Here is a 24,385-nt window from a genome sequence, read left to right as displayed (position 1 = left end):
TCAAAATTTTTATTCTTTTATTGAACCTGCTGTCAAACCTGAAATCAAATTTTTCCTGAATATTATACCTGCCAATAAAGGAGGAATTATTGTAATTATTCCTGACATCGCAATAATACTGTAATTAACAGCATCTCTTGTCATAAATTCGGACATTATGAGTGTCAGAACTTTGTTATTATGAGAAGACAATAATAGCATAGGTATAATGTACTGTTTCCATGACATCAGGAACATTATTAATATAGAAGTCAGGATTACAGGCTTAGCTAGTGGAAGTCCTATTTGGAAAAACAACTGTTTTTCATTTGCTCCTTCTAAAGCTGCAGCTTCCCATAAATCTTCAGGAAGTTCCCTGAAATAGTTCATTATTATCCATGTATTTAAAGGAATAAATGCAGATATAAATATTATGGATGTCCAAAACATACTATCAAGCATTGAATGTTCAGTAAAAAAGGAATAAATAGGAATAATTGTAGTAAATACAGGTATTACTACGGTCATTAAAATAAATCCGGTAATAAAATTTTTATATTTGAAATTATATCGGGCAAGGGCATAGCCTGTAATAACCGATAAAGGTACACCTGTTAGAACAGTAATAACGGTCAGATATACACTATTTGACAGCCCGTTTAAAAGAGCTGCACTTTCTTTACTTTGACTGTTTAATAAATTTTTATAATTAATAAATGTAACTGTATCGGGAAAAATTTTCATACTATTTTTGAGAAGATCCCCTTCAGGTGTTATACTTATTAAGAAGCACCAGAAAATAGGTCCTGCACAAAAAAGAATTATAAAAAAAACGGTAATATAGTAAATAAATTTTTCTTTTTTTGTTTCTTTCATAAGTTAATCCTTTCTTATTTTTCATAAGCCATATTTTTCACATAAAAATATCCAAAGATTCCTGATATAAACATTACTACATAAGAAATAGCACTTCCGTAGCCGAAATCAAGAAAATTGAATGTATTTGAATAATTATAAACAAGTAAGGTCTGGACTTCAAACTGATAGCCCGATATGGCAATAACTTCATCAAAAATATTGAATGCTGTCGTAGTCAGATTTATAAGGACTACTCCTATGGATGGAAGTAACATAGGTAATGTTATAAACCTGAATGCCTGAAACTTACTTCCCCCGAAAACGTATAAAGTATCATAATAGCTTTCAGGAATATTTTGTAAATTAGCTAGTATTACAAGAGATGAAAAAGGGATAATTCTCCATGCCACAACTACTGAAATTACAAATAAAAATAAGTATCTGTTATCTGTCCATGAAACGGGCTTATTTATAAGGTTTAAGTTAAGTAGAATTTTGTTCATAAATCCATAGCCCGGAAAAAAAATAAATTTCCACATTATTCCATTTACTATTGGGGGCATTGCCCAAGGAATAATTGCAAGTGCAGTTAATAGAGGACTTATTTTTGTTTTTTTGTTTAAAGTCAGACCTGTTATTATACTTAATATAAGTCCTATGACCATAACTAATAAAAGAATTATGAAACTGTTATAAAGTGCATTATAAAAATGCGGGTCTTTGAAAATTTTTATATAATTGTCAAACCAAATGAATTTTTCGTTATAGGGTTCTGTCAGATTGTAGTATTTCAGACTATAACGGAATGTCCAGATTATCGGGATTATAACTGAAATTAAAAGCAAAAATAATCCCGGTAATAGTAAAAGTAGACCTTTGGTGTTCTTTTTCATAAATTATCGTTTCCTTCCTAAAAATATTTATAAAAAATATAAAAACAAAACTTTCAGAAAAAAAGTGTACACAAATTTTAAAATAATTGTATTTTTGATGATATAAAACAGAAATTACCTAAAATTTTAAAAGAATGATTTTGTAGATAAGAAGCTTTTATATGACTTTTTACAGAAATGAAATCTTTACCTGAATAAAAGGAGAGATATACTGAAACTTAAGAAAAAGCGGTAATAAAAGACATCTTATTTCGAAACTTTACAGAAAGAACAACCTGCTCTTTTAAAAATACTGTTCAGGAATATAACAGGCTAATAAACTCGGTATTTTTTCGGTTGTTTTTAACATATATTATTTTAAAACTGAAGATGTCCAACTTTTCTCCTCCTTTTTCAACTAAGTATTTTAAAATATATTTACAGTTTTATTATACCCTATAATGTTCAATAATGCAATATTGTCTTTTTCTTTTTATATTGACTTTTAAAAGGTTATGTTATAACATACGGATAGATAAAGAAACATTTCATTTTTATATTCACATTTTCTCAAAGGAGGAAAAAATATGAAATTTTATAACAGTACACATAATTTTTATAGGGATAATACACTTCATAATCTCAGAAAATTTAATAACGATAATAAACTTTTGAAACTTGAAGTTGTAAAGAATGAAGAATTCGGTTTTTTTGTTGCAATAAATTTTCCATATAAATCCTGTTTGAATATAAACAGGGATATGGATTTGCCATGGTGGGGATTAAGTCATAGATATCGTTTGGAGGTAAATTCGGAATCTTCCGCCGTTTATCCCAGTCTTATAGATTATGTAAAAGATGATGACGGAATTGAAATAGCTGATATAATTTTGTCTGAACAAAGTAGAGTTTACCCGGCAGGAGAAGTACCTATATTTATACAAGGGAAAATACCCGAAAATTTTCAGAAAGATAAACTTACAGTAAATGTAAAACTTTTTGAAAGTGACGGATATAAAAAGGAAAGGCTTATAGAAGAAAAGGATATAATAATAGATATAATAGACTATTCTCTAAAAAATAATGATTTTTTTCTGGATTTGTGGCAACATCCATGTTCATGGGCAAGGGCGTATAATCTAAAATATTTTTCAAAAGAACATTTTTTAGTAATTGAAAATTATTTAAAAGAATTGGCAAAATTAGGTCAGAAAGTCATTAATCTTATAGTTTCGGATTTTCCATGGGCAGGGCAGAAATGTTTTGATATAGATAAAAATCCGTCACGTTTGTATGAATATAATATTATAAAAGTTTCAAAGAAAAATGGAAAATTAAACCTTGATTTCTCAAATTTGGACAGATACATTGATATTTGTTATAAATGTGGGATAAGTGAAGAAATAAATTTGTTCGGTCTTATAGGGAATTGGCATGGTTATGATTTTGGTTCTCCTCTTCAGGATTACTCTGATCCTATAAGAATAAGCTTTTATGATGAAGATAAAGAAGTTATGGATTATATACGTGATAAATCTGAGCTGGCAGATTATCTGAAAACATTGTTTCGGCATTTTAAAGATAAAAATTATTTAACGAAAACTAAAATAATAGGAGATGAACCTAATTCAATAGAAGTATTTAAAAGATATTCAGATTTTCTAAGCTCGTGTATTAAGGAAAAGCTACAGTTTAAATATGCAATCCATACTTCGGGATTTTTTGAAAAATATGAAGAGAGCCTTGAAAGTTTTTCCATAAATACTCTTCTTCTAGGAGAATATTATAAAGAAGATAATCTTGCTTATGAAAAATTAAAAGAAAACAGCTTTAAAATGACATGGTATTCATGTTGTTTTCCCGATACATTTAATATTTTCATAAAGAGTCCTTTAATAGAAACCAGATTGACAGGATTGTATACATATTTGTTCAAAATGAAAGGGATGTTGCGGTGGGCATATGGTTTATATGTTGAAGATGTATTTTCGGACATTTCTTATAAAAAGGAAAAATGGTCGGCGGGGGACATGTTTTTTGTATATCCGGGGAAAAACATGAAGCCGTTACACAGTTTAAGAGAAAAAAATATGCTTTATGGAATACAGGATTTTAATATTTTCAAACAGTTGGAACATAAGCATGGAGATTTAAGTGAACATTTAAAAAATGAATTATCAATAAAAAATCTTTTGAAAACAGAAAATGGAGATATTAAAATGGATACTTATCCTGATATTGAAAAATATAGGAAAGTAAGAAATAATTTAATAAAATTTTTAGAAGATAAATAATGTGATAAGCATAAATGAGGGTAAAAAATGAAGCCTTCATTTATTTTTCTTATTTAATAGTAATAATTTTATCCGATAGTCTTTTTGCCTGTTCAATATTGTGTGTGGTTAAAATTATTGTATATTTTTCAGATAATTTTTTTATCAATCTTTCAATTATTAATGAATTTTCAAGATCCAAAGAAGAACATGGTTCGTCAAAAATTAAAATGATAGGATCCGTTGCCAGCATTCTTGCAATACAGAGTCTTTGTTTCTGACCTCCTGATAATTTGTTTGCGAACATTTTAAGATTATCCTTGACTTCATTGTAAAGATTTACTTTTTTTAAATATTCCGCAACCTGTTCCTTTTTATTTTTTATTCGTTTTTTATAAAATTCCATAGGGTATAAGATGTTATTTTCTATGGATAATGGAAAAGGTATAGAATTTTGAAATAGAGTCGAAACTTTTTTTCTTAAATCTGTTAATTTTAAAGATTTTATATTTTCTCCATTTAAAATAACAGTTCCTGTATATTTTCCGCCATTTTCCGTTAAAAATCCGTTAATCAGAGATAGTAATGTGGATTTACCGCAACCTGACGGTCCCATGATACAAAGTATTTCATTTTTTTTAACACTGATATTGATATTTTTTAAAATTTCTTTTTCACCATAAAAAATGTTAACGTTTTCTATTTTCAATATATTCAACAATTTTCCCTCCTAATCGGCTTATTATAATTTCAGATAAAATATGCAGAATTATAAGAATACATATTAATACAAAAGCTGTAGCATAGGCTTTTTCATGTTGAGAAGTTTGTCCTAAAAGCATATGAAGGTGAAAAGGCAAAGCCATTACAGGGCTTAGGAGTTCAGTAGAATTTCCACCTATAAATACCGCTCCTGTTAAAAGAAGAGGAGCAGTTGCTCCTATGGCATAACTTCCTCCCAGTATTGCAGTAGAAATAATTTCATTTTTTATAATAGGAAATATCAGTTTTTTACACATATAATCCTTTTCAATTCCCAAGGAATTGCTTTCCTGTATAATTTGACGGTCAATATTTAAAATGGCTTTTTCAATTCTTGTTTCTACAAAAGGAAAAATCATAATTCCGAGAGCAATCCCTGCTGTCAGCATACTTTTCGGTATATCAAAAGTAACTATGAAAAATCCGTATACGAACAGTCCTGTAATTATTGATGGAATAGAGGCTATACACTGTATTATTAATCTGATTGAGGTGTTGATTATTCTTGAATTACAATAAACAGTGTTGTATACAGCGCAACTGACCCCAAATATTGTAGAAAATATAACGGCTATAACCATTAGAAAAACAGAACCTGTAATTGCTCCTTTTATACCTCCTTCAGTTCCGAGAGGAGTGCCTTCAGGATTTTTTGTAATAAAATCAAGACTTATTTCAGTAATACCATTGGACAGAATGAAATAAAGTATACTCCAGATAATATAGAACACAACGGCAACAGATGTATAAATCCATATTTTTATGATTAAATCCTTATTTTTCAACATATGTTTTCCTCATTCCGTTTAAAATAAAAAATATTATATTAATTATTATTACCGTGAATAATAATACAAAAGCCGAAGCAAATAATGCTGAATAATGCTTACTTCCTACTTCACTCATTCCGATTTCCAATGCAATTAAGGCAGGGATAGTTTCAGCTTTGGAAAGAAGCTTGGGGGTTTGAGGAGAATTGCCGATTACCATCATGACAGCCATTGTTTCTCCTGTGGCTCTTGCAAAAGCAAGAAGAAAAGATGTTATTATTGAAAGCCTTGTTTCTTTAAAAACGATTTTCCTTATAAAATATTCCTTTGTAACACCTAAAGAATCCGAATCTTTTTGAAATTTTTTTTTAACCGTTTTTATGCTTTCCATACAGTTTCCCACAAAAAAAGGAATAATCATTATTGAAAGAATCAATCCTCCTGCAATGACTGATTCTCCTGTTGACATAGAAAAATTTTTTTCAAGGACTTTCAGTATAATAGTCAGCCCGAAGAAGCCATATATTACGGAAGGGATTCCTGAAAGGATATTTACTGTCCATATGATTATTTTTTTCGTTACACCTTTTGAATAAAAACATATATACATTGAAACTCCGTATGAAATCGGAAATGATATTATACAGGCAAGGATGGAAATATAAAAACCCGCATACAAAATATTAAATATTTGAAAACTTTGTTTCGGTTCACTCGCTCTCCAGCTTTTACCTAATATGAAATTCAGTATTTTCTGTTCTTTGAAAAAAGGAAAAGCTTCTGAGAACAGATATATTAGTAATATCAATAATATAAGTATAGACAATCCAGTGAATAAATATATGGAATATTTAAAAAATTTTTTCACTTTTTTACCTCATTATCTATATATGAAATTTGTACAATGGAGTTTATTCAGAAATAGGAATAAATCCCATATCTTTTATAATTTTTTGATTTTCTTCAGTTTTTAGAAAATCCAGAAATAATTTTTCAGTTTTTGTTAACTCTCCTTTTTTCATTATTATTAAAGGTCTTGAAATATAATAAGATTTATTAATAATATTTTCATCGGTAGGCTCTACACCGTCTACTTTTAAAGGTATAAGTTTTCCTGTGTTTTGATTTGTTATCCCATATGAAGCATACCCTATAGCATTTTTATTTTCAATTATTTTAACAACTAATGCTCCCATTGTTGGTGCTTGAATAGCCCCTTCTTTCACAGGTATATCTTTCATTATACTTTTCTGAAAAACTTCATGAGCTCCTCCGCTTAAATCACGTGTTACAACAACTATCTCTTCATCAGGTAATGACTTGTCAATGTCACTCCACTTTTTATACTCTCCTGAAAATATTTTCACGATTTCTTCTTTTGTAATATTTCCGTCTTTTAACTGAATAAATTTATTTTCAGGATTTACCGAAATTGTTAAGGCATCTATTCCAAGTGTAAATATCTTTAAGTCTTTTATTTTCTCTTTTTCAGTATCTTTTATATCTCGTGCTAGCATTCCGAAATTTGCAACATCATCAAGAACAGCTTTCACGCCTGCTCCTGAGCCTCCTGCAGACACATATATCGTAATATTTTCAACAGGTAATGAAGAGTCAGCTTTGTCCCAAGTAATGTATTTTTCTATAAAATTTGTTGAAATTTTACTAATAACCGGAGCTAATGTAGAAGAACCGCTGAAGCTTATTTGTGTGTTAATATCATTTTTTTTCATTTCTTTTTCCTGTGTATTTTTATTTCCGCAACTTATAATTGTTAATAAGAATAATGCCGATATTGTTAATATTTTTTTCATATTTACCCTCCTGTATGATTATTTATTTTCTTCATTATACCCTACAAAAATAAAAAATCAAAATTTTTATTTCACAATTTTTTGACAGAGTATATTTTTTATGTTAAAGTTAAGTTATACAGGAGACATATAAAGTCCGATTTTTAAAGTAAAATCAGATAAAGGAGATGTATGTTTATGAAAAATCCCAATTCAAAAAATGGAAAAAGTCTTTTATTTACTTGTCAGAATGCAAAATCGCTTGATATTCTTGAACGTGACGGAAGATTTATAAATAAGAGAGAATATGTTGAAGAACATCTTGAAGATATTGCTCCGATGATACTGAAAGCTTATGACTGGTTTGTAGGAGCTGCAAGTAAAAGAATAAAAAAACCTGAAGATGTACAATATCAGATATGGTGTACCGTCAGTTCGGATGTCTGTATGAGACCCATTGAAAATGAAATAATATATGTACTCGAAGTTCCTGATGAGGAAATTATATATTTCAACTCTTTTAAATGGGATTATGTAATTAATCATCACTATGTTCCTTTTAATAATGAAGACCTTGAAAAATATGAAAAAGAAATGGAAAGAAAAGGTTTTGCAAATACGTATGAATTTCTTACAGGAAGATATGCGGGGAAATTTCCTTTGGAAGAGAGAAAAATAAAAGAAAGCTGGAATAGAGTGTTTGATATAGATAAATGGAATACTAGAGAAGTTCAGGCAAACCTTTGGGAAATAAAAAAAGAATGGGTAAAATGTATACTGAAATCGGGAGAAGTTATACCTGAAGAATATTATGTGAAGTAGGGGAACCGACTTTACAACCTTTTTTTCAAAAAATTGTATTAAAAAAACTGCTTAACTCAAATTTTATATACACTTAAAAATATTTATTCGCTGTAAAAATAAAAAAAGATGTTTTTACAATGCTTACTTTAAATATTTTTTGTGTTACCAAATTTGAATGTCGAAAAAGAGCTGAGATTAAGGTAAATTGTAAATGAAAATACATAGTTTCAGTATATTTTTTATTTGGATTATTATTTTTTCAAAAAATATGAAAAAAGGTTTATAGTAAAATACCAGAGTTTTCAGATGTTTTATAAAATTTTTAATTTTAATATACAAAGAAAAAAATTGCTTTATTTAATATAATAGGGTAAAATAAGACTATAATATTTAAAAAGTACACTTAAAATATAGAAAGGAGGAAGAAACAGCATGATGACGGATAATTTTAGAATAACACAGATTAAAGAAAATTTAGAAATCCTGAGAATTTCAGGTAATTTTGCTTTATGCTCCTGAGTATTACCGGAGTTAAAAAGAGCAGGTTGTTCTTTATGTGGAAGTTATGATAAGATGACTGTATTGTCGGCAGTTTCTTCCTGTTTTTATTTTGAATAATATTTAAGTGAGGTCATTTATAAATTATAAAGACTTTCAGAGCTTTTAAAAATCATATAAAATCATATCATAACTTCAAATTTAATTATATGTAATATTTTCTTGAAATCGGCTTGTATTGTCGATATCTGTTCTGTCTGTTACTTAAAAAACCGTTTCATGCTGTTTTTTCAAAATTTTTTATTTTATAGTGCTTTAATCATATTATAAAATTTATAAATTTAAGGAGGAACAGTTATGTCTAAATTATTATAAAGTTTACAAAAAAATATATTTTTTCCTGTATTAAGTGAAGCTGTGAAAAAAAGTTTCCTATTGAAATATTTAAAAAATATGAAGGATTAATATTTATACCTAAAGAATGCAAAGGAAATAAATTAGTAATTTCGGAATATACATATATTTGCCTTTAGCCAAAACAAAAAATTGTTTAAAGGAAAAATATAAATAACTTGTATGAATCTTTGAATTATGATGTTTTTTGAAGAGGAGATTGATAAAGTAAAAAATGTGAAAATTTATGCTGAAGAGCTTGAAACAGGAAAATATTTGATTATAATTTATATTTATTCAGTCTATTCGATTTGGAAAATTAAAAAATTATAGATTTTTGTGAAAATTTTTTTTGCTGGTACAATTTTAAATGACAAGATAAAAAAGTATAAAATTTGGAGGAATTATAAATGGAAAGAAAAATGAAAAGAATTATTTTTTTATTTGGAAGTTTGTTGCTGATGCTTGTAACGGTTGCATGCGGAAATAAAAGTGAGAATAAAGATAAAGGAACGGAAAGCAGTGAAAAAATTTTTAAGATAAGTGCAATTCCTGACTTTGACCAAGGGGAGCTTACAAGAGGATTTGGAGATTTTGCAAAATATTTAAGTGAAAAAACGGGAATGAAAGTGGAATATATTCCTGTTGTGGATTATGCAGCAGTTGTTACGGCATTTGAGCGGGGAGAAATAGATATGGTATGGTTCGGAGGATTGACAGGAGTACAGGCACGTTCTCTTGTACCTGAATCTGAAGCTGTAGCCCAAAGACCCGGCGATGAAAAATTTCAATCAGTGTTTATAAAACAGAAAGGATTACAGATATCTTCCTTAAATGATGTTAAAGGTCACAGTTTTGCCTTTGGAAGTGAAAGTTCCACTTCAGGACATTTAATGCCGAGATTTTTTCTTGAAAAAGAAGGGATAAATCCTGATAAAGACTTTGACGGATCTCCTATTTACAGCGGTTCCCATGATAAAACATACGGACTTGTAGAAGCCGGAAGTGTACAGGCAGGTGCAGTAAATAAACAGTACTGGGATAAAGCTGTGAAGGAAAAGAAAGTGAATACGGATAAAGTGGAGGTGTTTTATATTACTCCTGAATTTTACGATTATCAATGGACAATAAATGATGTGGATAAAAAATTCGGAGAAGGTACAAAGGAAAAAATGAAACAGGCTCTACTAAATATGAAAGCAGGAGATTCTGAAGTATTGAACTTACTCTCTACCGATAAATTCATACCTACTAAAAATGATAATTATAAAGATATTGAAAAAGTTGCAAAATCTCTTGGAATTATAAAATAGAGGGGAAAATGGATAATAAAAATGTATTGGATATAAAAAAAGTAACAAAAAAATTTAACGGAGGAACGGTTCTGGAAAATGTAAATTTAAGTGTGGATAGAGGAGAAATTGTAGCACTTATAGGACCGAGCGGGGCAGGAAAATCCACTTTGATGAATTTAATTGTAGGAATATTAAAACCTGATGAAGGGGAAATACTGATAGATAAGAAACGGATAACGGAAATGAATAGTAAGCAATCAGCTAAAAAAGTCGGAATGTTAAGACAACAGTTTGATTTGGTCGAAAATATAAATGTCGTACACAATGTTCTGATAGGGAGATTTAATGAATGGGGATTTTTCAAGTCATTTATTTCTTTATTTTATCCTCAAGATATTGAATATGCAAAAGCTGCACTTAGAAAAATGGGGATAGAAGATAAAATATATGAGTCTACTTCGGAATTATCAGGAGGACAGAAGCAGAGAGCGGCTATTGCCCGTCTGCTTGTCCAGAATCCTTTACTTGTTTTGGCGGATGAGCCTGTTTCCTCCCTAGACCCCGCCAATGCGGAAAATGTGCTTAGACTTATAACAGAACTGGCTAAAACTGAAAATAAGACTCTCATTGCGAGTATGCACTCAATAGAATACTCAAGACAGTTTTTTGACAGAATAATAGGAATGAAAGCAGGAAAAATAGTTTTTGATGATAAAGTAGAGAATGTTGACAACGGTATGATCAATGCTCTTTATGAAGGTGAAATAAATGAATAGAATAAAAAAAAATATTTTCAATAATAGAAGGAAAATACTGACATTTATCTTAGTTACAGTTTTTTTAATAAATTTGTCAAATATAAACGGAAACGGAGGAATGTTTCATACAGGAGGATACAGGACACTGAAAGCTATGTTTTCCTCTTTACTTTCTCCTGATTTATCTATTGATATTATTATACTTGCTTTAATATCTTGCTGGAAAACTTTTACTTATGCACTTATGAGTATATCTCTTGCTTTATTGGTGGCATTTCCTTTAGGAGTTTTGGCATCGGGTATAATTTTTTCAAATAAATATATTATTTTACTGACAAGAGGAATAATAGGATTTTTACGTGCTATACATGAACTGATATGGGCTTGGATTTTTGTTGCAGCAGTAGGTCTTAATCCTGTAGGGGCGGTTTTTGCTTTAGCTATACCTTATGCAGGATATTTAGGAAAAATTTTTGCGGATATTTTAAAAGAAACTCCTCAATTTCCTGTAACTGCCTTGAAAATTTCAGGAGCGGGGAAATTTCAGACATTATTTTACGGATACCTGCCTTTAGCTTTTCCTAATATGTTCAGCTACACAATGTATAGACTTGAATGTGCTGTGCGTTCATCTTCGGTTTTATCATTTATAGGGCTTGGAGGGATAGGATTTCAGATACAGCTGTCTCTTCAGGATTTAAAATACAGTCAGGTATGGACATTTATGTTTTTTTTGATTATGATGATACTCGGAATAGATAAATGGGGATATGAAATAAGAAGGAGAATAGGATAAATGGAAAAAATCAGAAATAGACAATTTATAAAGTATTCCTTTTCAATTTTCTGTCTGTTAATATTAGTTTCGTGGATTTATGTTTTTTCAGATGCTTCGGAAAGCATATCAAATCTTTTTAATTCAAGGAATCCGGTTTATCTAAACAGATTTTTTCGGAGATTGTTGGGAGAAAATGAAAAAAATCCTGCATTTCTTGATATTGAAATGTGGAAACAGGCATTGTATCTTACAATAAAGACTTTTGAAACAGGAATATTGGCTACAGGAATCGCTTCCATAGGAATGATGATTTTTGTCCTTCCTTTCGCTGCAAACACGGTTAGTGGGAAATTGTCACTTCATAAACATAGACATTATATTCTCTTTTATATAAGTAAGACAGTGTTTCTTATAACTAGGGCAATTCCTGAACTTATGTGGGCAATGATTTTAATATTTATACTTAAACCTGGGATTTTGCCCGGAGCTTTAGCTCTGGCTCTCCATAATATGGGAGTGCTTGGAAAGTTATGCGGAGAAGTTATAGAAGATATGGATAAAAAGCCTATACAGAATATGACTCTTAATGGGGCGGGACAGTTACAGATCTTATTTTATGGGATTTTACCCGATGTCATGCCGAAATTTATAAATTATATTTTATATAGGATGGAAAATATAATACGGGCTACTCTCATAGTGGGATTTGTGGGGGCAGGAGGTTTGGGATTACAGTTTAAACTTGCAATGAGCCATTTTAAATATTCGGAAATATCATTGTATTTACTATGTTATCTTATTTCAGTCTATATTGTTGACATAATATCAGCTTTGACAAAAAAATTTATAAAATAAGAATAAATGAATATTTTTATTTGAAATAATTTTAAATTTTTAATTACAAATAAAAAATATATTTTGATTTTTTAATTTGAATTTTTAAAAAAATTGAGGATATATAATTAGGTTTAAATGTAATTTTTAAACTGAAAAGTTTTTTTCTTAAATAAGGAATGATACTAAATAAACTATATGAGAAATGCGGTATTTTGAAATAAAAAAGTTGAAATTTTTATATTGATTTTCGATAATTTATAGTGTATAATTATGTTAATTATAAAATGGGAGTGGATGAGTTCTGGTGTGCTCTCCGGTCTTCAAAACCGGTGTGAGGGGTTAAGAGCCTCTTAGGTGGGTTCGATTCCCACACATTCCCGCCAATTAAAAAAAAGAAATCGAAAATAGATATTTGTTTAAATGCCGCCTATCATTAGTTTAAAGCGGTGTTTTTGTTTTATAATACTTTGAAAAGGAAGGAATAAATGTTATAATAAAATTATAATTTGAATAAAGTCAAAGTAATTTGGGAGGAGAATGTATGGAAAATAAAAAGTTGAACATGACAGTCTGTGGCGGATGAAACTCCAAGATCGGGCCGGGAGCTCTTTCAGATTTATTAAAGGGGTTACCTAAAAAAGAAGATAAAGACCTTATAGTAGGGTATGACTCTTCAGACGATGCCGCAGTATACAGAATATCAGATGACAAAGCTATTATCCAGACATTGGACTTTTTTACTACAATGATTAATGATCCTTATTTATACGGACAGATTGCAGCTACAAACGCACTTAGTGATATTTATGCAATGGGCGGCAAAGTCATATCTGCTTTAAATATAGTAGCTTTCCCTGAAAAAATGGATATGGAAGTATTGCGTCAAATATTAAAAGGAGGAGCGGAAAAAGTACATGAAGCGGGAGGAGTTCTTGCAGGAGGACATTCTATCCATGATGTTACACCGAAATACGGGCTGTCAGTCACAGGAATTATTCATCCTGATAAAATACTGATGAACAACAGCTGTAAGCCGGGAGACGTTCTTATAGTTACGAAACCTTTAGGAGTGAGTATTATTAATTCAGCATATATGATAAATGAATGCTCTGAAGAAACATTTAATATCTGTGTCAGACAAATGACTACACTGAATAAGTATGCGGCTGAAATTATGAACGATTATCCTGTAAACAGCTGTACCGATATAACAGGTTTCGGATTTCTGGGACATCTTACGGAAATGTTGGATAATAAATATTCGGCAGAAATTTTTTCTGAAAATATACCTATGCTGCCTGAAGCACATCATTGTGCAGGAGAATTTATAATTACTTCGGGAGGGCAGTTGAACAGAAATTATTTACAGGATAAAGTGGAATTTAAAATAAAAGATTTTGCACTGGAAGAAATATTGTATGATCCTCAGACATCAGGGGGATTGCTTATAAGTGTTCCTTCAGAATATGGAGAAGAACTCTTGGAAAAACTGAACAAACTTGAAATTAAAAGTGCAATAGTGGGAAAAGTTACAGAAAGACAGTATAAAGATGTAATAGTTTTATAAGCTTTAATATGTAAGTTAATGTAACGAAATTTTAAATAAGAAAGATTTAGAAAATAAAAAAATCCTATAACTAAAAAACAAAATGATTAATTATAAGGAGAAAAGAAAATGAAAAAATATGAATTGAATGCGAAAGGAATGGCATGTCCTCTGCCTGTAATAGAGACAAAAAAACTTCTGACTGAATATGATATCGTAGAAACAACAGTAGATAATGTTATTGCCACTCAAAATTTGGAAAAACTTGCAACTCAGTTGGACTACAGTTTTAATTTTGAAAAAATATCCGATGAAGAATATAAAGTCACAATATCAAGTAAAAAAATTGTAAATGTTACTGAAAATAATATTATTCAGAAAGACGGAAATGAAAAAAATATTAAAACATTCAATAATAATTATATAACGGTAATTAACAAAAAAACGATGGGACATGGAAGTGACGAACTTGGAAATAAGCTCATAAAAGCATATTTATATGCTCTGTCCGAACAGGAAGTATTACCGAAAAAAATAGTTTTTTATAATGAAGGAGCAATACTTGTGGATAAAAATAGAAGTCATGTATTATCCGAATTAAAAGAGCTTGAAAATAAAGGTGTAGAAATTGTTTGTTGTGGAGTATGTCTTGAATATTATAATGTAGAAATTGCAATAGGAAAACCGACAAATATGTATTTTATTGTAGAAGATATGCGAAAAAATAAAGTAATTCATCCGTAGGTGCAGATATGATAAAAGAAGGATTGGTAGTATTTTATGATACTCATGATTCAATAAAAGCGGATAATATTTGTCTATCACAAAATGTCGATGCCGATCTTGTTCCTGTACATCCTGATATTTCTTTAGGTTGCGGTTTTATGTTAAAAACAGGATGGAATAACTTCAGTAATCTTATAAAAATGTTGGAAAATCAAAATATAAGATACAGAGCGTTATATTATTCTAAAAAGACGGGAATGAAGAGAGAGATAGAACTATTGTATGAAGATGAGAAATAATTTATTGAAAAGTTATAATATTTGAGAAAGAGGGAAAATATATGAGCAATATAATAATAGGAACAGCAGGGCATATTGATCATGGAAAGACGACTTTGATTAAAGCTCTCAGCGGAATTGAAACCGATACGACGGCAGAAGAGAAAGAACGTGGAATGTCAATTAATCTCGGATTTGCCTATTTTGATTTGCCGAGTGGAAAAAGATGCGGAGTCGTTGATGTCCCGGGACATGAAAAATTTATAAAAAATATGCTTGCAGGAGTGAGTGGGATTAATCTTGTATTGCTTTTAGTAGATTCGAGAGAGGGAATAATGCCTCAGACGAGAGAGCATGCGGACATACTTTCTCTGCTGGGTGTGGAAAATTATATAATAGTAATGACAAAGGCTGATTTGGCAGAAGACGGGTACAGGGAACTGGTCAAAGAGGAAATAGAAGACTTCATAAAAGGAACTTCTCTTGAAGGCAGTCCTATAATTGAAGTAGATTCCATAAGCGGAAAAGGGATAGATTTACTTCTTAAAGAAATTGATATTCAAACGGAAAAAGTAGCTGAAATGAAAAAAAGTAAAAATGCAAGGCTGAATGTTGACAGAGCCTTTCAAGTGAAAGGATTTGGAACAGTAGTTACAGGGACTTTAACTGAAGGAGAAATTTCAGTGGGAGATGAATTGGAAATTTATCCTAAAAATATTAAAACAAAAGTCAGAAACATTCAGGTACATAAGTCAGATGTAAAGACCGCTTATGCAGGGCAAAGAACGGCAATAAGTTTGAGTAATGTAAAAATGGAGGATGCGGGTAGAGGGTGTACACTGGCAACTCCTGATACATTAACTCAGACATATATGCTTGATACTGAAGTAAAAATAATAAACAATTCTGATTCAGAGCTTGAGTTGTGGGACAGAGTGAGGTTATATATAGGAACTTCTGAAGTAATGGCAAGGATAGTTCCTCTTGGAAGTGAAGTCCTTGAGGCTGGAAAAAGCGGATTTGCCCAATTCCGACTCGAAGAAGAAGTCTCAGTGAAAAATTATGATAAATTTATTATAAGAACTTATTCGCCTATGATTACTGTGGGAGGAGGAGTGGTTTTAGATGCCGCTCCAAAAAAACATAGCAGGTTTAATGAAGAAATCCTGAATAAACTGAAAGTCAGATTACAGGGTAATAGTAAGGACCTGATTTCAAACTACATTTTAACTGCTCATAATTATCTGATTACAACAGAGGAAATTTCCAAAGAACTTGAACAAAATATGGACAGTGTAGCGGCAGATTTATTAGAACTGATAGAGGAAGGCATAGTGCACAGAATGCCGTCAGGATATATACATAATAAAAAATATGAAGAAATCCGTGAAAAAATTTCAGGTATAATAAGAGATTATCATGAAAAATATAAGCTGAAACCGGGAATATACAAAGCCGAGTTATTTTCAAAATTTAAAATAAATCAGAAAGAACTTGCTGCAATAATGGAATTACTTATAAATAATAAAAATTTAAAAGCTCAAGGAAACTTTATTTCTCTCTATGATTTTGAGGTAAAATATGATCCTGCTCAACTGAAAGAAAAAGAACGTATAGAAAAAATACTTTTAGAAAGTAAATTTACACCGCCGGGTATAAAAGAGATTACAAAAGGTGACAGGAAGTCAAACGAATTATTGAATTCTCTTGTAGGGGCTACTCTTATAAAATTGGATGATGATATTGTTATTCATACCAAAGTATTTGAAGAAGCTGAAAAAAAAGTGTTAAAACACTTTGAAAATAATAAAAAATTGACATTGGCAGAATTCCGTGATGTGACAGGCTCCAGTAGAAAGTATGCATTGCCTATTCTTGAATATATGGATAGACAGGGAATAACAAAAAGAGTGGAAGATTACAGAATTTTAGGAAAATAAGGAAATTACAAAAAGGTTGGAGTGATTTTTCTGAAATATATAAATATCATAAAGGAGAAAAAATGAAACATCTGCTATCAAAGATACCGTCTATAAATAAAGTTTTATTAACAGATACGGTAAAACAACTATTAGATGAACATCCTGAAATATTTGTAAAAGATATTTTGAAAAAAGAAATAGATAATATTAAAGTGAATGTACTACAGGGTAAATTAGCCGAGATTCCATCGATGGAGGAAATTATCAAGAAACTGATGGAGGAAGTAAAAAAACAGGATAGATTTTCTTTAAGACGTGTTATTAATGCAACAGGAACAATATTACATACAAATCTTGGACGTAGCCTGTTAAGTGATCGAGTAAAAGAACATTTAACAGAAACAGCGTTTAATTATTCTAATCTTGAATTTGATATTGAAGGGAAAAAAAGAGGAAGTCGTTATAATCATTTGACGGATATTATTAAAAGACTGACGGGAGCTGAAGATGTTCTTGTGGTAAATAATAATGCCGCAGCTGTAATGCTTACTCTTAATACATTGTCAAAAGATAGGGAAATAATCGTATCAAGAGGAGAACTTGTTGAAATAGGGGGAGCGTTCAGAATACCTGAAATTATAAAGTTAAGCGGAGGAATTCCTAATGAAATAGGAACAACAAATAAAACTCACTTGAAAGACTATATTAGTGCAATTAATGAAAATACGGCAGCATTGTTGAAAGTACATACAAGTAATTATAAAATAACAGGATTTACAAAAGAAGTAACTAACAAAGAAGTCGCAGAGCTTGCTCATGAGCATGGACTTATAGCCATAAATGATTTAGGAAGCGGGCAATTTATAGATTTCAGAGAATACGGACTGCCTTATGAACCTACTGTAAAAGAAGTGCTGGATAGTGGAATGGATGTAGTGACTTTCAGTGGAGATAAACTTTTAGGAGGGCCTCAGGCAGGAATAATTGTAGGTAAAAAAAATTATATAGAAGAAATGAAGAAAAATCAGCTTACACGTGCATTGCGTGTGGATAAAATGACCATTGCAGCATTGGAAGCAACCCTTAAACTGTATTTGGATAAAAATGAGGCTTTAAAAGAAATACCTACATTACATATGATTTCTATTTCAAAGGAAAAGCTTCTGAAAAAAGCGAAAAATTTTGTAAAACAGTTGAAGAATACCGGATTTTTATCTGAAATAATTGAAGAACGGGCAGAAGTAGGAGGGGGAAGTTATCCGAGCAGTTATTTAGAAAGTATAGCGGTAAAATTAACTCATAATATAAAGTCTTCGACAGAAATAGAGAAAAAGCTTCTTGAAGAAAAAATCCCGATTATTACAAGAATTAAAGAAAACAGTATTATTCTTGATATGAGAACTTTAAGAGAAGATGAATTTGGAATAGTGGTGGAGAGTCTTTCTAAAAAAGATTTAAAATAGAAATGTTTTTTTCATAAGTACTTATTGTCATTCTTACCTTTCTGTTAACAACTGCAAAAATTTTTGGGAAAATTTTGCATGTTGGGAGGATTAGAAAAGGAATAAAAAAGAATAAAGATATATTTTTTATTAGGATAGTAGATATAAAATTTCAACATTTAAATTATTTCAACAAAAAAATACAGGAATGAGTGTAAAGAAAAATTACTGTTTGAGTGGAACGAGTTTTTGATTTTTCAATGTATGGAATATTTTTAAGTATGAAATAATTTGAGTTGGTACGTTTTTATCAAATTTTTTATAGATGGATTATCAAAGCAAATGTAACACCTAATGTAGGTAATTGAAAAGTACTTCGTTAGGTGTTATTTTTGGTTTCGAACTTTAACTCCTCTTTTTCATTTGACCCGAATATAATAAAACTATAAATAAGAAGTAATAAACTGACGTATTTTTTCATATTATACTTTCTGAAATATTTATTATTTATATAATACATTACTATAATTAAAAATAAAATGAGAAATTATTTTTTTGAAAATAAAGTGGAAAAAAAGTGATAAATGGATTATAATAAATAAAAAAGTCAAAAAAAGAAATTATAATTTTATGTTTTATCGGAATTTTAAAAAAATAGAGAAAAAATAAGGAGTAGTAAATATAATAAAAATGGATAATACAGAGGAACAGAGGACTTAAAAATAAAAAACAATACAGTAATTTTGAGATATAATGTTGTATTTATTAAAAAGTAATATCTGATAATCTCAAAATTAAAGAAAGGAGAATATGATATTCAATATTGATATATCATAAAAATATGGAAAAAGTTATTGGAATAAATCCTGTTACGGAAATTCTCAAATCAAATAAAAATATAGAGAAAATAGAAGTTTATAAAGGTGTGAAAAAGGATACGATAAAAGAAATACTTAATTTGGCAAGTAGAAGAAATATAAAAATATTTTATACTGACAGAAGAAGTGAAAATTCTCAAGGAGTAGTTGCATTAATTTCAGAATTTGACTATTATCTGGAGCTTTCCGAATTTTTCGAGAAGATATTGGCAAAGGACAAATCGGCAGTAATCATTTTGGATCAGGTACAGGATCCGAGAAATTTCGGAGCAATAATAAGAAGTGCCGAATGCTTCGGAGCTGACGGTATTATAATTCAGGATAGAAACAGTGTAAAAGTTACCGAGACGGTAGTAAAATCATCTACAGGAGCAATAGAGCATATGGATATCGTAAAAGTGACAAATATTTCAGATACAATTGATAAATTTAAAAAATACGGATATGCTGTTTATGGAACTGAAGCTGATGGAGAAAAGTTTTACTATGAAGAAACTTATCCGGATAAAGTTTGCCTTGTTTTGGGAAGTGAAGGAAACGGTATGAGAAAAAAAGTAAGAGAACACTGCGACAAAATATTGAAAATACATTTAAGAGGACGGATAAATTCTCTTAATGTATCAGTTGCAGGTGGAATAGTTTTGGCTGAAATGACAAAAAAATTTTGAAAAAGTAAATTGATAAAATAAATAACAGCAGATGAAATTTAAAAATATTACAAAATGAGATATGGAGGAAAAATGGTAAGAGAATATAAACCCGGACAAATTGAAAAGAAATGGCAGGAAAAATGGCATAGTGAAAATATTTTTAAAAATAAAAATAAAATTGATGGTAAAGAAAACTATTATGTTTTGGAAATGTTTGCTTATCCTTCAGGAAAACTTCATGTGGGACATTTAAGAAATTATTCAATAGGGGATGCCGTTGCAAGATATAAGAAAATGAAAGGTTTCAATGTGCTGCATCCTTTCGGTTGGGACAGTTTCGGACTTCCTGCTGAAAATGCCGCTATAGACAATGGAGCTCATCCGGGTCAATGGACTAAAAATAATATCGATAATATGAGAAGACAATTGAAATTAATGGGGCTTTCATACGATTGGGACAGAGAAATAAGTACGTATACCCCTGAGTATTATAAATGGAATCAGCTTTTCTTTATAGAGATGTACAAAAAAGGTCTTGTATATAAGAAAAAATCCTATGTAAACTGGTGCCCTGAATGTAATACAGTGTTAGCAAATGAGCAGGTAGAAAATGGAAAATGTTGGAGACATTCAAAAACAGATGTAATTCAGAAAGAATTATCCCAGTGGTATTTGAAAATTACTGATTATGCTGAAGAATTGTTACAGGGGCATGAAGAATTAAGAGGGTATTGGCCTGAGCAGGTATTGACAATGCAGAAAAACTGGATAGGAAAATCTATGGGGAGTGAAATCGACTTCATACTTGATTATAAGCTGGGGAGTAAGGAAAAAAATAAAGAAAGTGGATTAAATATTGATGATGAAGGAAATATTATAATACCTGTATTTACTACAAGAACTGATACTTTATTCGGAGTGACTTATGCAGTAATAGCACCTGAACATTCTGTTGTAGAAGAAATTGTATTGAAAGAAAATCCTTCTTTGAAAAATCAAGTGGAAAATATGATTAATGAAGATAAAATAAACCGTACAGCTGACGACAAAGAAAAAGAAGGTGTATTTACAGGACTTTATGTCATAAATCCTGTCAATAATGAGAAAATTCCTTTATGGATAGGAAATTATGTTTTGACTGATTATGGAACAGGAGCAGTTATGGCAGTTCCTGCTCATGATGAAAGGGATTTTATGTTTGCTGAAAAATACGGACTTCCTAAAAAAGTTGTAATTAATCCTATTGATAAAGATGGTAATTGTGAAGAATTGAATCTTCAAGAAATGAAAAAAGCTTACGGATTTGACGGAATTTTAGTTAATTCGGAAGAATTTAACGGATTGAATAATAACGAAGCAAAAATAAAAATAACAGAAAAACTTGAAAAAGAGAGAAAAGGAAAGAAAACGGTAAATTATAGGCTTCATGATTGGTTAATAAGCAGACAGAGATATTGGGGAACGCCGATTCCCGTAATTTATGATGAAGATGGAAATATTCATTTGGAGAAAATTGAAAATCTTCCTGTTAAATTACCTACCGATATTGAATTTAGCGGAAAAGGAAATCCCCTTGAAACTTCCGAAGACTTTAAAAATGTAACATTACCTGATGGGAGAAAAGGAAGAAGGGAAACAGATACAATGGATACTTTTGTCGATTCTTCATGGTATTATCTCAGATATTTGGATGCTCATAATAATGAAAAACCTTTTGAAAAGGAATATGCGGATAACTGGACTCCGGTGAATCAGTATATAGGAGGAATAGAGCATGCCGTAATGCACCTTTTATATGCGAGATTTTTCCATAAAGTCTTGAGAGATATGGGATTGGTAAAAACAAGCGAACCGTTTAAAAGGCTTTTAACTCAGGGAATGGTTCTCGGTCCGTCTTATTATTCTTCAAATGAAAGAAAATATTACTTTGCTGAAGATGTTGAAATGAAAGATGGAAAAGCTTTTTTGAAAGAAACGGGAGAAGAATTGACAGTAAAAGTTGAAAAAATGAGTAAATCCAAAAATAACGGTATGGATCCCGAAGAAATAGTGAAGCAGTATGGAGCGGATCCTGCAAGAGTGTTTACTTTATTTGCGGCACCTCCTGAAAAGGAACTTGAATGGAATATGAACGGACTTGCAGGAGCATACAGATTTATAAACAGACTCTATCTGCTTATTTCAGATACGATACATTTTGCTGATAAAAATGCTGATAAAGAAAATAATTATAATATTGATATGGATAAAAGAAATGAAAAAGATGAAGAAATACAAAAAAAATTACATCAGACAGTGAAAAAGGTTACTGAAAGTATAGAAGACGATTTTCATTTTAATACGGCAATAGCCGCTGTCATGGAATTGCTGAACGATATGACTACATATAAACAGGAGGTAATAGAAAAAAATAATGTTTCTTCTGAATCACAAAAAATATGGAAAGAAGTACTGGAAAAAGTAATTCTGCTGATTTCACCTTTTGCACCTCATATAGCTGATGAACTTTGGGAAATGACAGGAAACAAAACTTATACTTTTGAAGAAGAGTGGCCTATATTTGATGAGGAATTAACAAAAGAAAATAAAATAAATCTTGTTATTCAGATAAACGGAAAAGTTAGAGATATGGTACCTATAAAAATAGGTTTTTCTAAAGAAGAGGCTGAAAAACTGGCTTTTGCTTCAGAAAAGACGAAAAAGTTTATAGAAGGAAAAGAAATAGTAAAAGTTATAGTTGTACCTGATAAACTTGTAAATATAGTAGTAAAATAATATTTTCAGATAATTCTTTAAAAAGTTATGAGAAAATGTGATTATAATGAATAAAGATTACCGGTATATTAATGCTGAAGTAATTAATCGCCGGATAGAAGAAGCTTGGGAATGGATAAAGCCTATAGATTATCAGGCATATGTAAATGCTGAAAAAGGAAAATGGAATATATTGCTGACTCCTATAAAGTTTGTGCCGCATGAGCGGTTTGGAGAACTGAAAAATAAAAAACTTTTAGGGCTGGTTTCAGGAGGAGGTCAGCAAATTCCTGTTTTTTAGCACTCGGTGTTAAATGTACGGTTTTGGATTATTCTGACAGGCAGCTTGAAACTGAAAGAGAGATTCCCGAAAGGTAAGGATGTGAAGTCGGAATAGTAAAAGCTGACATGAGTAAAACACTTTCTTTTGAAGATGAATGTTTTGATATTATTTTTCATCCTGTCAGTAACTGTTATATAGAAAAAGTTGAGCCGTTATTTAAGGAATGTTATCGTATACTGAAAAAAGGCGGCATTCTACTGTGCGGGTTAGATATAGGAATAAACTATATTGTAGATGTCAGTGAAGAAAAAATTATTAACAGTTTGCCTTTTAATCCGCTAATAAATGAAAATAACAGAAAACAGCTGGAGGAAGAAGATGGAGGAATACAGTTTTCCCATAATTGACAGAACAGATAGGGGGACAGCTGAAAGAGGGATTTATTTTGACTGATATTGATGAAGATACAAACGGAACAGGAAGGCTGCACAAATTGAATATTCCTTCATTTATTATGACAAGAGCGGTAAAAAAATAAATAAAATTTTATATTGAAAGAGGGATTTTTATGAAAAAAATTGTGATGCTGTTTTGTTTATTAATGTGTATGTCACTATTTTCAAATGAAAAAAATATAAGCGTGGTTGTAGAGCCTACATTTACTATTTCAAAAGAAGAACTGAAAAATGAAAATCAGAAGATTTTAGAAGAAATAAAAAAAGAATTCATAGGAAGTAAAATAGCTCAAAGTATGAATTTTGATATGTTGTCTTCTGTTGAAAATCTGGAAGGTATACAGAAAGAAATGATAACAAAAGTTTTTGAAACGGTTTTTAAATACACTAAAGTTGAAGTTTCAGAAATTAATTACGTATCACCTCATAAAGCTTATTTAACTATAATTGTAAAAACTCCTGATATACTTGGTAATATGGATAAATTGCAGGAAAAAATAGAAGAAAAACTGTTAAGCAACATTGGAGATATGGACTATTTTGAAAAAAATAAGAATCTGTCTATGGAGGAAGTAGAAAAAAAGATTCAGAAAAAAATGATTGAAGATGTTTTTAAATTAATGGAAGAAGAAAATGCGAAAATTACAAAAGAAAATAAATATTTAATAAATAATTTTATAGTAAAAGTTGAAAAAAAGGCGAATAATTGGAAAATAAATAACAATATTTTCAAAGTAATGAGAAGTTATTAAAAATTTGAAAAACATAATATATTGAATTT

20 protein-coding genes, 1 tRNA gene and 1 pseudogene are annotated in these 24,385 nt (G+C 30.2%); 16 read left to right on the top strand and 6 right to left on the bottom strand.

Going from position 1 to position 24,385, the window contains the following annotated elements; translation table 11 throughout:
- Positions 1–9 precede the first annotated feature (9 nt).
- Both EII29_RS06135 and EII29_RS06130 read right to left on the bottom strand, forming a co-directional pair.
- Positions 10–855 carry a carbohydrate ABC transporter permease gene (locus EII29_RS06135; protein ID WP_125236656.1) on the bottom strand — a complete coding sequence of 282 codons (846 nt, stop codon included), beginning with the start codon at positions 853–855 and terminating at the stop codon, positions 10–12.
- 14 nt (positions 856–869) lie between these two features.
- On the bottom strand, positions 870–1,730 hold the full coding sequence (locus EII29_RS06130; protein WP_125236655.1) for a carbohydrate ABC transporter permease: 861 nt from the start codon (positions 1,728–1,730) through the stop codon (positions 870–872).
- 566 nt (positions 1,731–2,296) lie between these two features.
- Here EII29_RS06130 and EII29_RS06125 point away from each other — a divergent pair.
- Entirely contained in the window at positions 2,297–4,003 is a 1,707-nt protein-coding gene (locus tag EII29_RS06125) for a DUF4091 domain-containing protein (RefSeq protein WP_125236654.1), read from the top strand.
- Between the two features lie 49 nt (positions 4,004–4,052).
- Here EII29_RS06125 and EII29_RS06120 read toward each other — a convergent pair whose 3' ends face one another.
- Genes EII29_RS06120 through EII29_RS06105 form a run of 4 tightly spaced genes read right to left on the bottom strand, consistent with a single transcriptional unit; the run spans position 4,053 to position 7,328 of the window.
- Positions 4,053–4,703 carry a phosphate ABC transporter ATP-binding protein gene (locus tag EII29_RS06120; RefSeq protein ID WP_233573269.1) on the bottom strand — a complete coding sequence of 217 codons (651 nt, stop codon included), beginning with the start codon at positions 4,701–4,703 and terminating at the stop codon, positions 4,053–4,055.
- Positions 4,672–5,532: a PstA family ABC transporter permease gene (locus tag EII29_RS06115; RefSeq protein ID WP_125236653.1), complete on the bottom strand. Its 861-nt coding sequence runs from the start codon at positions 5,530–5,532 to the stop codon at positions 4,672–4,674. Before EII29_RS06115 ends, EII29_RS06120 begins: the two co-directional genes overlap by 32 nt.
- On the bottom strand, positions 5,519–6,382 hold the full coding sequence (gene pstC, locus EII29_RS06110) for a phosphate ABC transporter permease subunit PstC (RefSeq protein WP_125236652.1): 864 nt from the start codon (positions 6,380–6,382) through the stop codon (positions 5,519–5,521). The genes EII29_RS06115 and pstC overlap by 14 nt, the downstream gene beginning before the upstream one ends.
- Positions 6,383–6,425: 43 nt before the next feature.
- Entirely contained in the window at positions 6,426–7,328 is a 903-nt protein-coding gene (locus tag EII29_RS06105; protein ID WP_125236651.1) for a phosphate ABC transporter substrate-binding protein, read from the bottom strand.
- A gap of 177 nt (positions 7,329–7,505) precedes the next feature.
- On the opposite strand from EII29_RS06105, the gene EII29_RS06100 reads away from it, so the two are divergent.
- The 15 genes and pseudogenes from EII29_RS06100 (at position 7,506) to EII29_RS06035 (ending at position 24,356) form a co-directional block, all read left to right on the top strand.
- Complete coding sequence (locus EII29_RS06100) at positions 7,506–8,129, top strand: DUF3841 domain-containing protein (protein ID WP_125236650.1); 624 nt, start codon at positions 7,506–7,508, stop codon at positions 8,127–8,129.
- A gap of 1,283 nt (positions 8,130–9,412) precedes the next feature.
- Positions 9,413–10,315: a putative selenate ABC transporter substrate-binding protein gene (locus EII29_RS06095; protein ID WP_199726035.1), complete on the top strand. Its 903-nt coding sequence runs from the start codon at positions 9,413–9,415 to the stop codon at positions 10,313–10,315.
- A gap of 8 nt (positions 10,316–10,323) precedes the next feature.
- Positions 10,324–11,073, top strand: coding sequence for a phosphonate ABC transporter ATP-binding protein (locus EII29_RS06090; RefSeq protein WP_125236649.1), 750 nt, complete (start codon positions 10,324–10,326; stop codon positions 11,071–11,073).
- Entirely contained in the window at positions 11,066–11,851 is a 786-nt protein-coding gene (locus EII29_RS12675; RefSeq protein ID WP_199726034.1) for an ABC transporter permease, read from the top strand. The genes EII29_RS06090 and EII29_RS12675 overlap by 8 nt, the downstream gene beginning before the upstream one ends.
- Entirely contained in the window at positions 11,852–12,688 is an 837-nt protein-coding gene (locus EII29_RS12670) for an ABC transporter permease (RefSeq protein WP_199726033.1), read from the top strand.
- Positions 12,689–12,956: 268 nt separating this feature from the next.
- Positions 12,957–13,053, top strand: a tRNA-Sec gene (locus EII29_RS06080).
- A 209-nt stretch (positions 13,054–13,262) separates the two neighbouring features.
- Positions 13,263–14,237: a selenide, water dikinase SelD gene (gene selD, locus EII29_RS06075; RefSeq protein ID WP_199726040.1), complete on the top strand. Its 975-nt coding sequence runs from the start codon at positions 13,263–13,265 to the stop codon at positions 14,235–14,237.
- 108 nt (positions 14,238–14,345) lie between these two features.
- Positions 14,346–14,960, top strand: coding sequence for a sulfurtransferase-like selenium metabolism protein YedF (gene yedF / locus EII29_RS06070; protein ID WP_125236647.1), 615 nt, complete (start codon positions 14,346–14,348; stop codon positions 14,958–14,960).
- A gap of 8 nt (positions 14,961–14,968) precedes the next feature.
- Positions 14,969–15,241 carry a DUF3343 domain-containing protein gene (locus EII29_RS06065; protein ID WP_125236646.1) on the top strand — a complete coding sequence of 91 codons (273 nt, stop codon included), beginning with the start codon at positions 14,969–14,971 and terminating at the stop codon, positions 15,239–15,241.
- A 41-nt stretch (positions 15,242–15,282) separates the two neighbouring features.
- On the top strand, positions 15,283–17,160 hold the full coding sequence (gene selB / locus EII29_RS06060; protein WP_125236645.1) for a selenocysteine-specific translation elongation factor: 1,878 nt from the start codon (positions 15,283–15,285) through the stop codon (positions 17,158–17,160).
- A 62-nt stretch (positions 17,161–17,222) separates the two neighbouring features.
- On the top strand, positions 17,223–18,605 hold the full coding sequence (selA, locus tag EII29_RS06055) for an L-seryl-tRNA(Sec) selenium transferase (protein ID WP_125236644.1): 1,383 nt from the start codon (positions 17,223–17,225) through the stop codon (positions 18,603–18,605).
- 820 nt (positions 18,606–19,425) lie between these two features.
- The gene (gene rlmB / locus EII29_RS06050) at positions 19,426–20,130 is read left to right on the top strand and encodes a 23S rRNA (guanosine(2251)-2'-O)-methyltransferase RlmB (RefSeq protein WP_125236643.1); all 705 of its coding nucleotides are present in this window, start codon (positions 19,426–19,428) and stop codon (positions 20,128–20,130) included.
- Positions 20,131–20,202: 72 nt separating this feature from the next.
- On the top strand, positions 20,203–22,887 hold the full coding sequence (gene leuS / locus EII29_RS06045; RefSeq protein ID WP_125236642.1) for a leucine--tRNA ligase: 2,685 nt from the start codon (positions 20,203–20,205) through the stop codon (positions 22,885–22,887).
- A 46-nt stretch (positions 22,888–22,933) separates the two neighbouring features.
- Positions 22,934–23,687: pseudogene (locus EII29_RS06040) on the top strand (class I SAM-dependent methyltransferase).
- A 30-nt stretch (positions 23,688–23,717) separates the two neighbouring features.
- Positions 23,718–24,356, top strand: a complete 639-nt coding sequence (locus EII29_RS06035; RefSeq protein ID WP_125236641.1) for a hypothetical protein — start codon at positions 23,718–23,720, stop codon at positions 24,354–24,356.
- The last annotated feature ends 29 nt before the right edge of the window (positions 24,357–24,385 follow it).

Origin of the sequence: Leptotrichia sp. OH3620_COT-345 (genome assembly GCF_003932895.1) — a bacterium.
GTDB lineage: Bacteria > Fusobacteriota > Fusobacteriia > Fusobacteriales > Leptotrichiaceae > Pseudoleptotrichia.
This window is presented reverse-complemented; position numbering and strand designations above follow the sequence as displayed.

Coding starts and splice junctions, on each gene's coding strand:
- leuS (WP_125236642.1), top strand. CDS start 20,203: ATGGTAAGAGAATATAAACCCGGACAAATTGAAAAGAAATGGCAGGAA.
- EII29_RS12670 (WP_199726033.1), top strand. CDS start 11,852: ATGGAAAAAATCAGAAATAGACAATTTATAAAGTATTCCTTTTCAATT.
- EII29_RS06065 (WP_125236646.1), top strand. CDS start 14,969: ATGATAAAAGAAGGATTGGTAGTATTTTATGATACTCATGATTCAATA.
- EII29_RS12675 (WP_199726034.1), top strand. CDS start 11,066: ATGAATAGAATAAAAAAAAATATTTTCAATAATAGAAGGAAAATACTG.
- yedF (WP_125236647.1), top strand. CDS start 14,346: ATGAAAAAATATGAATTGAATGCGAAAGGAATGGCATGTCCTCTGCCT.
- EII29_RS06135 (WP_125236656.1), bottom strand. CDS start 855: ATGAAAGAAACAAAAAAAGAAAAATTTATTTACTATATTACCGTTTTT.
- EII29_RS06130 (WP_125236655.1), bottom strand. CDS start 1,730: ATGAAAAAGAACACCAAAGGTCTACTTTTACTATTACCGGGATTATTT.
- EII29_RS06125 (WP_125236654.1), top strand. CDS start 2,297: ATGAAATTTTATAACAGTACACATAATTTTTATAGGGATAATACACTT.
- selB (WP_125236645.1), top strand. CDS start 15,283: ATGAGCAATATAATAATAGGAACAGCAGGGCATATTGATCATGGAAAG.
- EII29_RS06115 (WP_125236653.1), bottom strand. CDS start 5,532: ATGTTGAAAAATAAGGATTTAATCATAAAAATATGGATTTATACATCT.
- EII29_RS06100 (WP_125236650.1), top strand. CDS start 7,506: ATGAAAAATCCCAATTCAAAAAATGGAAAAAGTCTTTTATTTACTTGT.
- EII29_RS06095 (WP_199726035.1), top strand. CDS start 9,413: ATGGAAAGAAAAATGAAAAGAATTATTTTTTTATTTGGAAGTTTGTTG.
- rlmB (WP_125236643.1), top strand. CDS start 19,426: ATGGAAAAAGTTATTGGAATAAATCCTGTTACGGAAATTCTCAAATCA.
- EII29_RS06090 (WP_125236649.1), top strand. CDS start 10,324: ATGGATAATAAAAATGTATTGGATATAAAAAAAGTAACAAAAAAATTT.
- selA (WP_125236644.1), top strand. CDS start 17,223: ATGAAACATCTGCTATCAAAGATACCGTCTATAAATAAAGTTTTATTA.
- EII29_RS06035 (WP_125236641.1), top strand. CDS start 23,718: ATGAAAAAAATTGTGATGCTGTTTTGTTTATTAATGTGTATGTCACTA.
- EII29_RS06105 (WP_125236651.1), bottom strand. CDS start 7,328: ATGAAAAAAATATTAACAATATCGGCATTATTCTTATTAACAATTATA.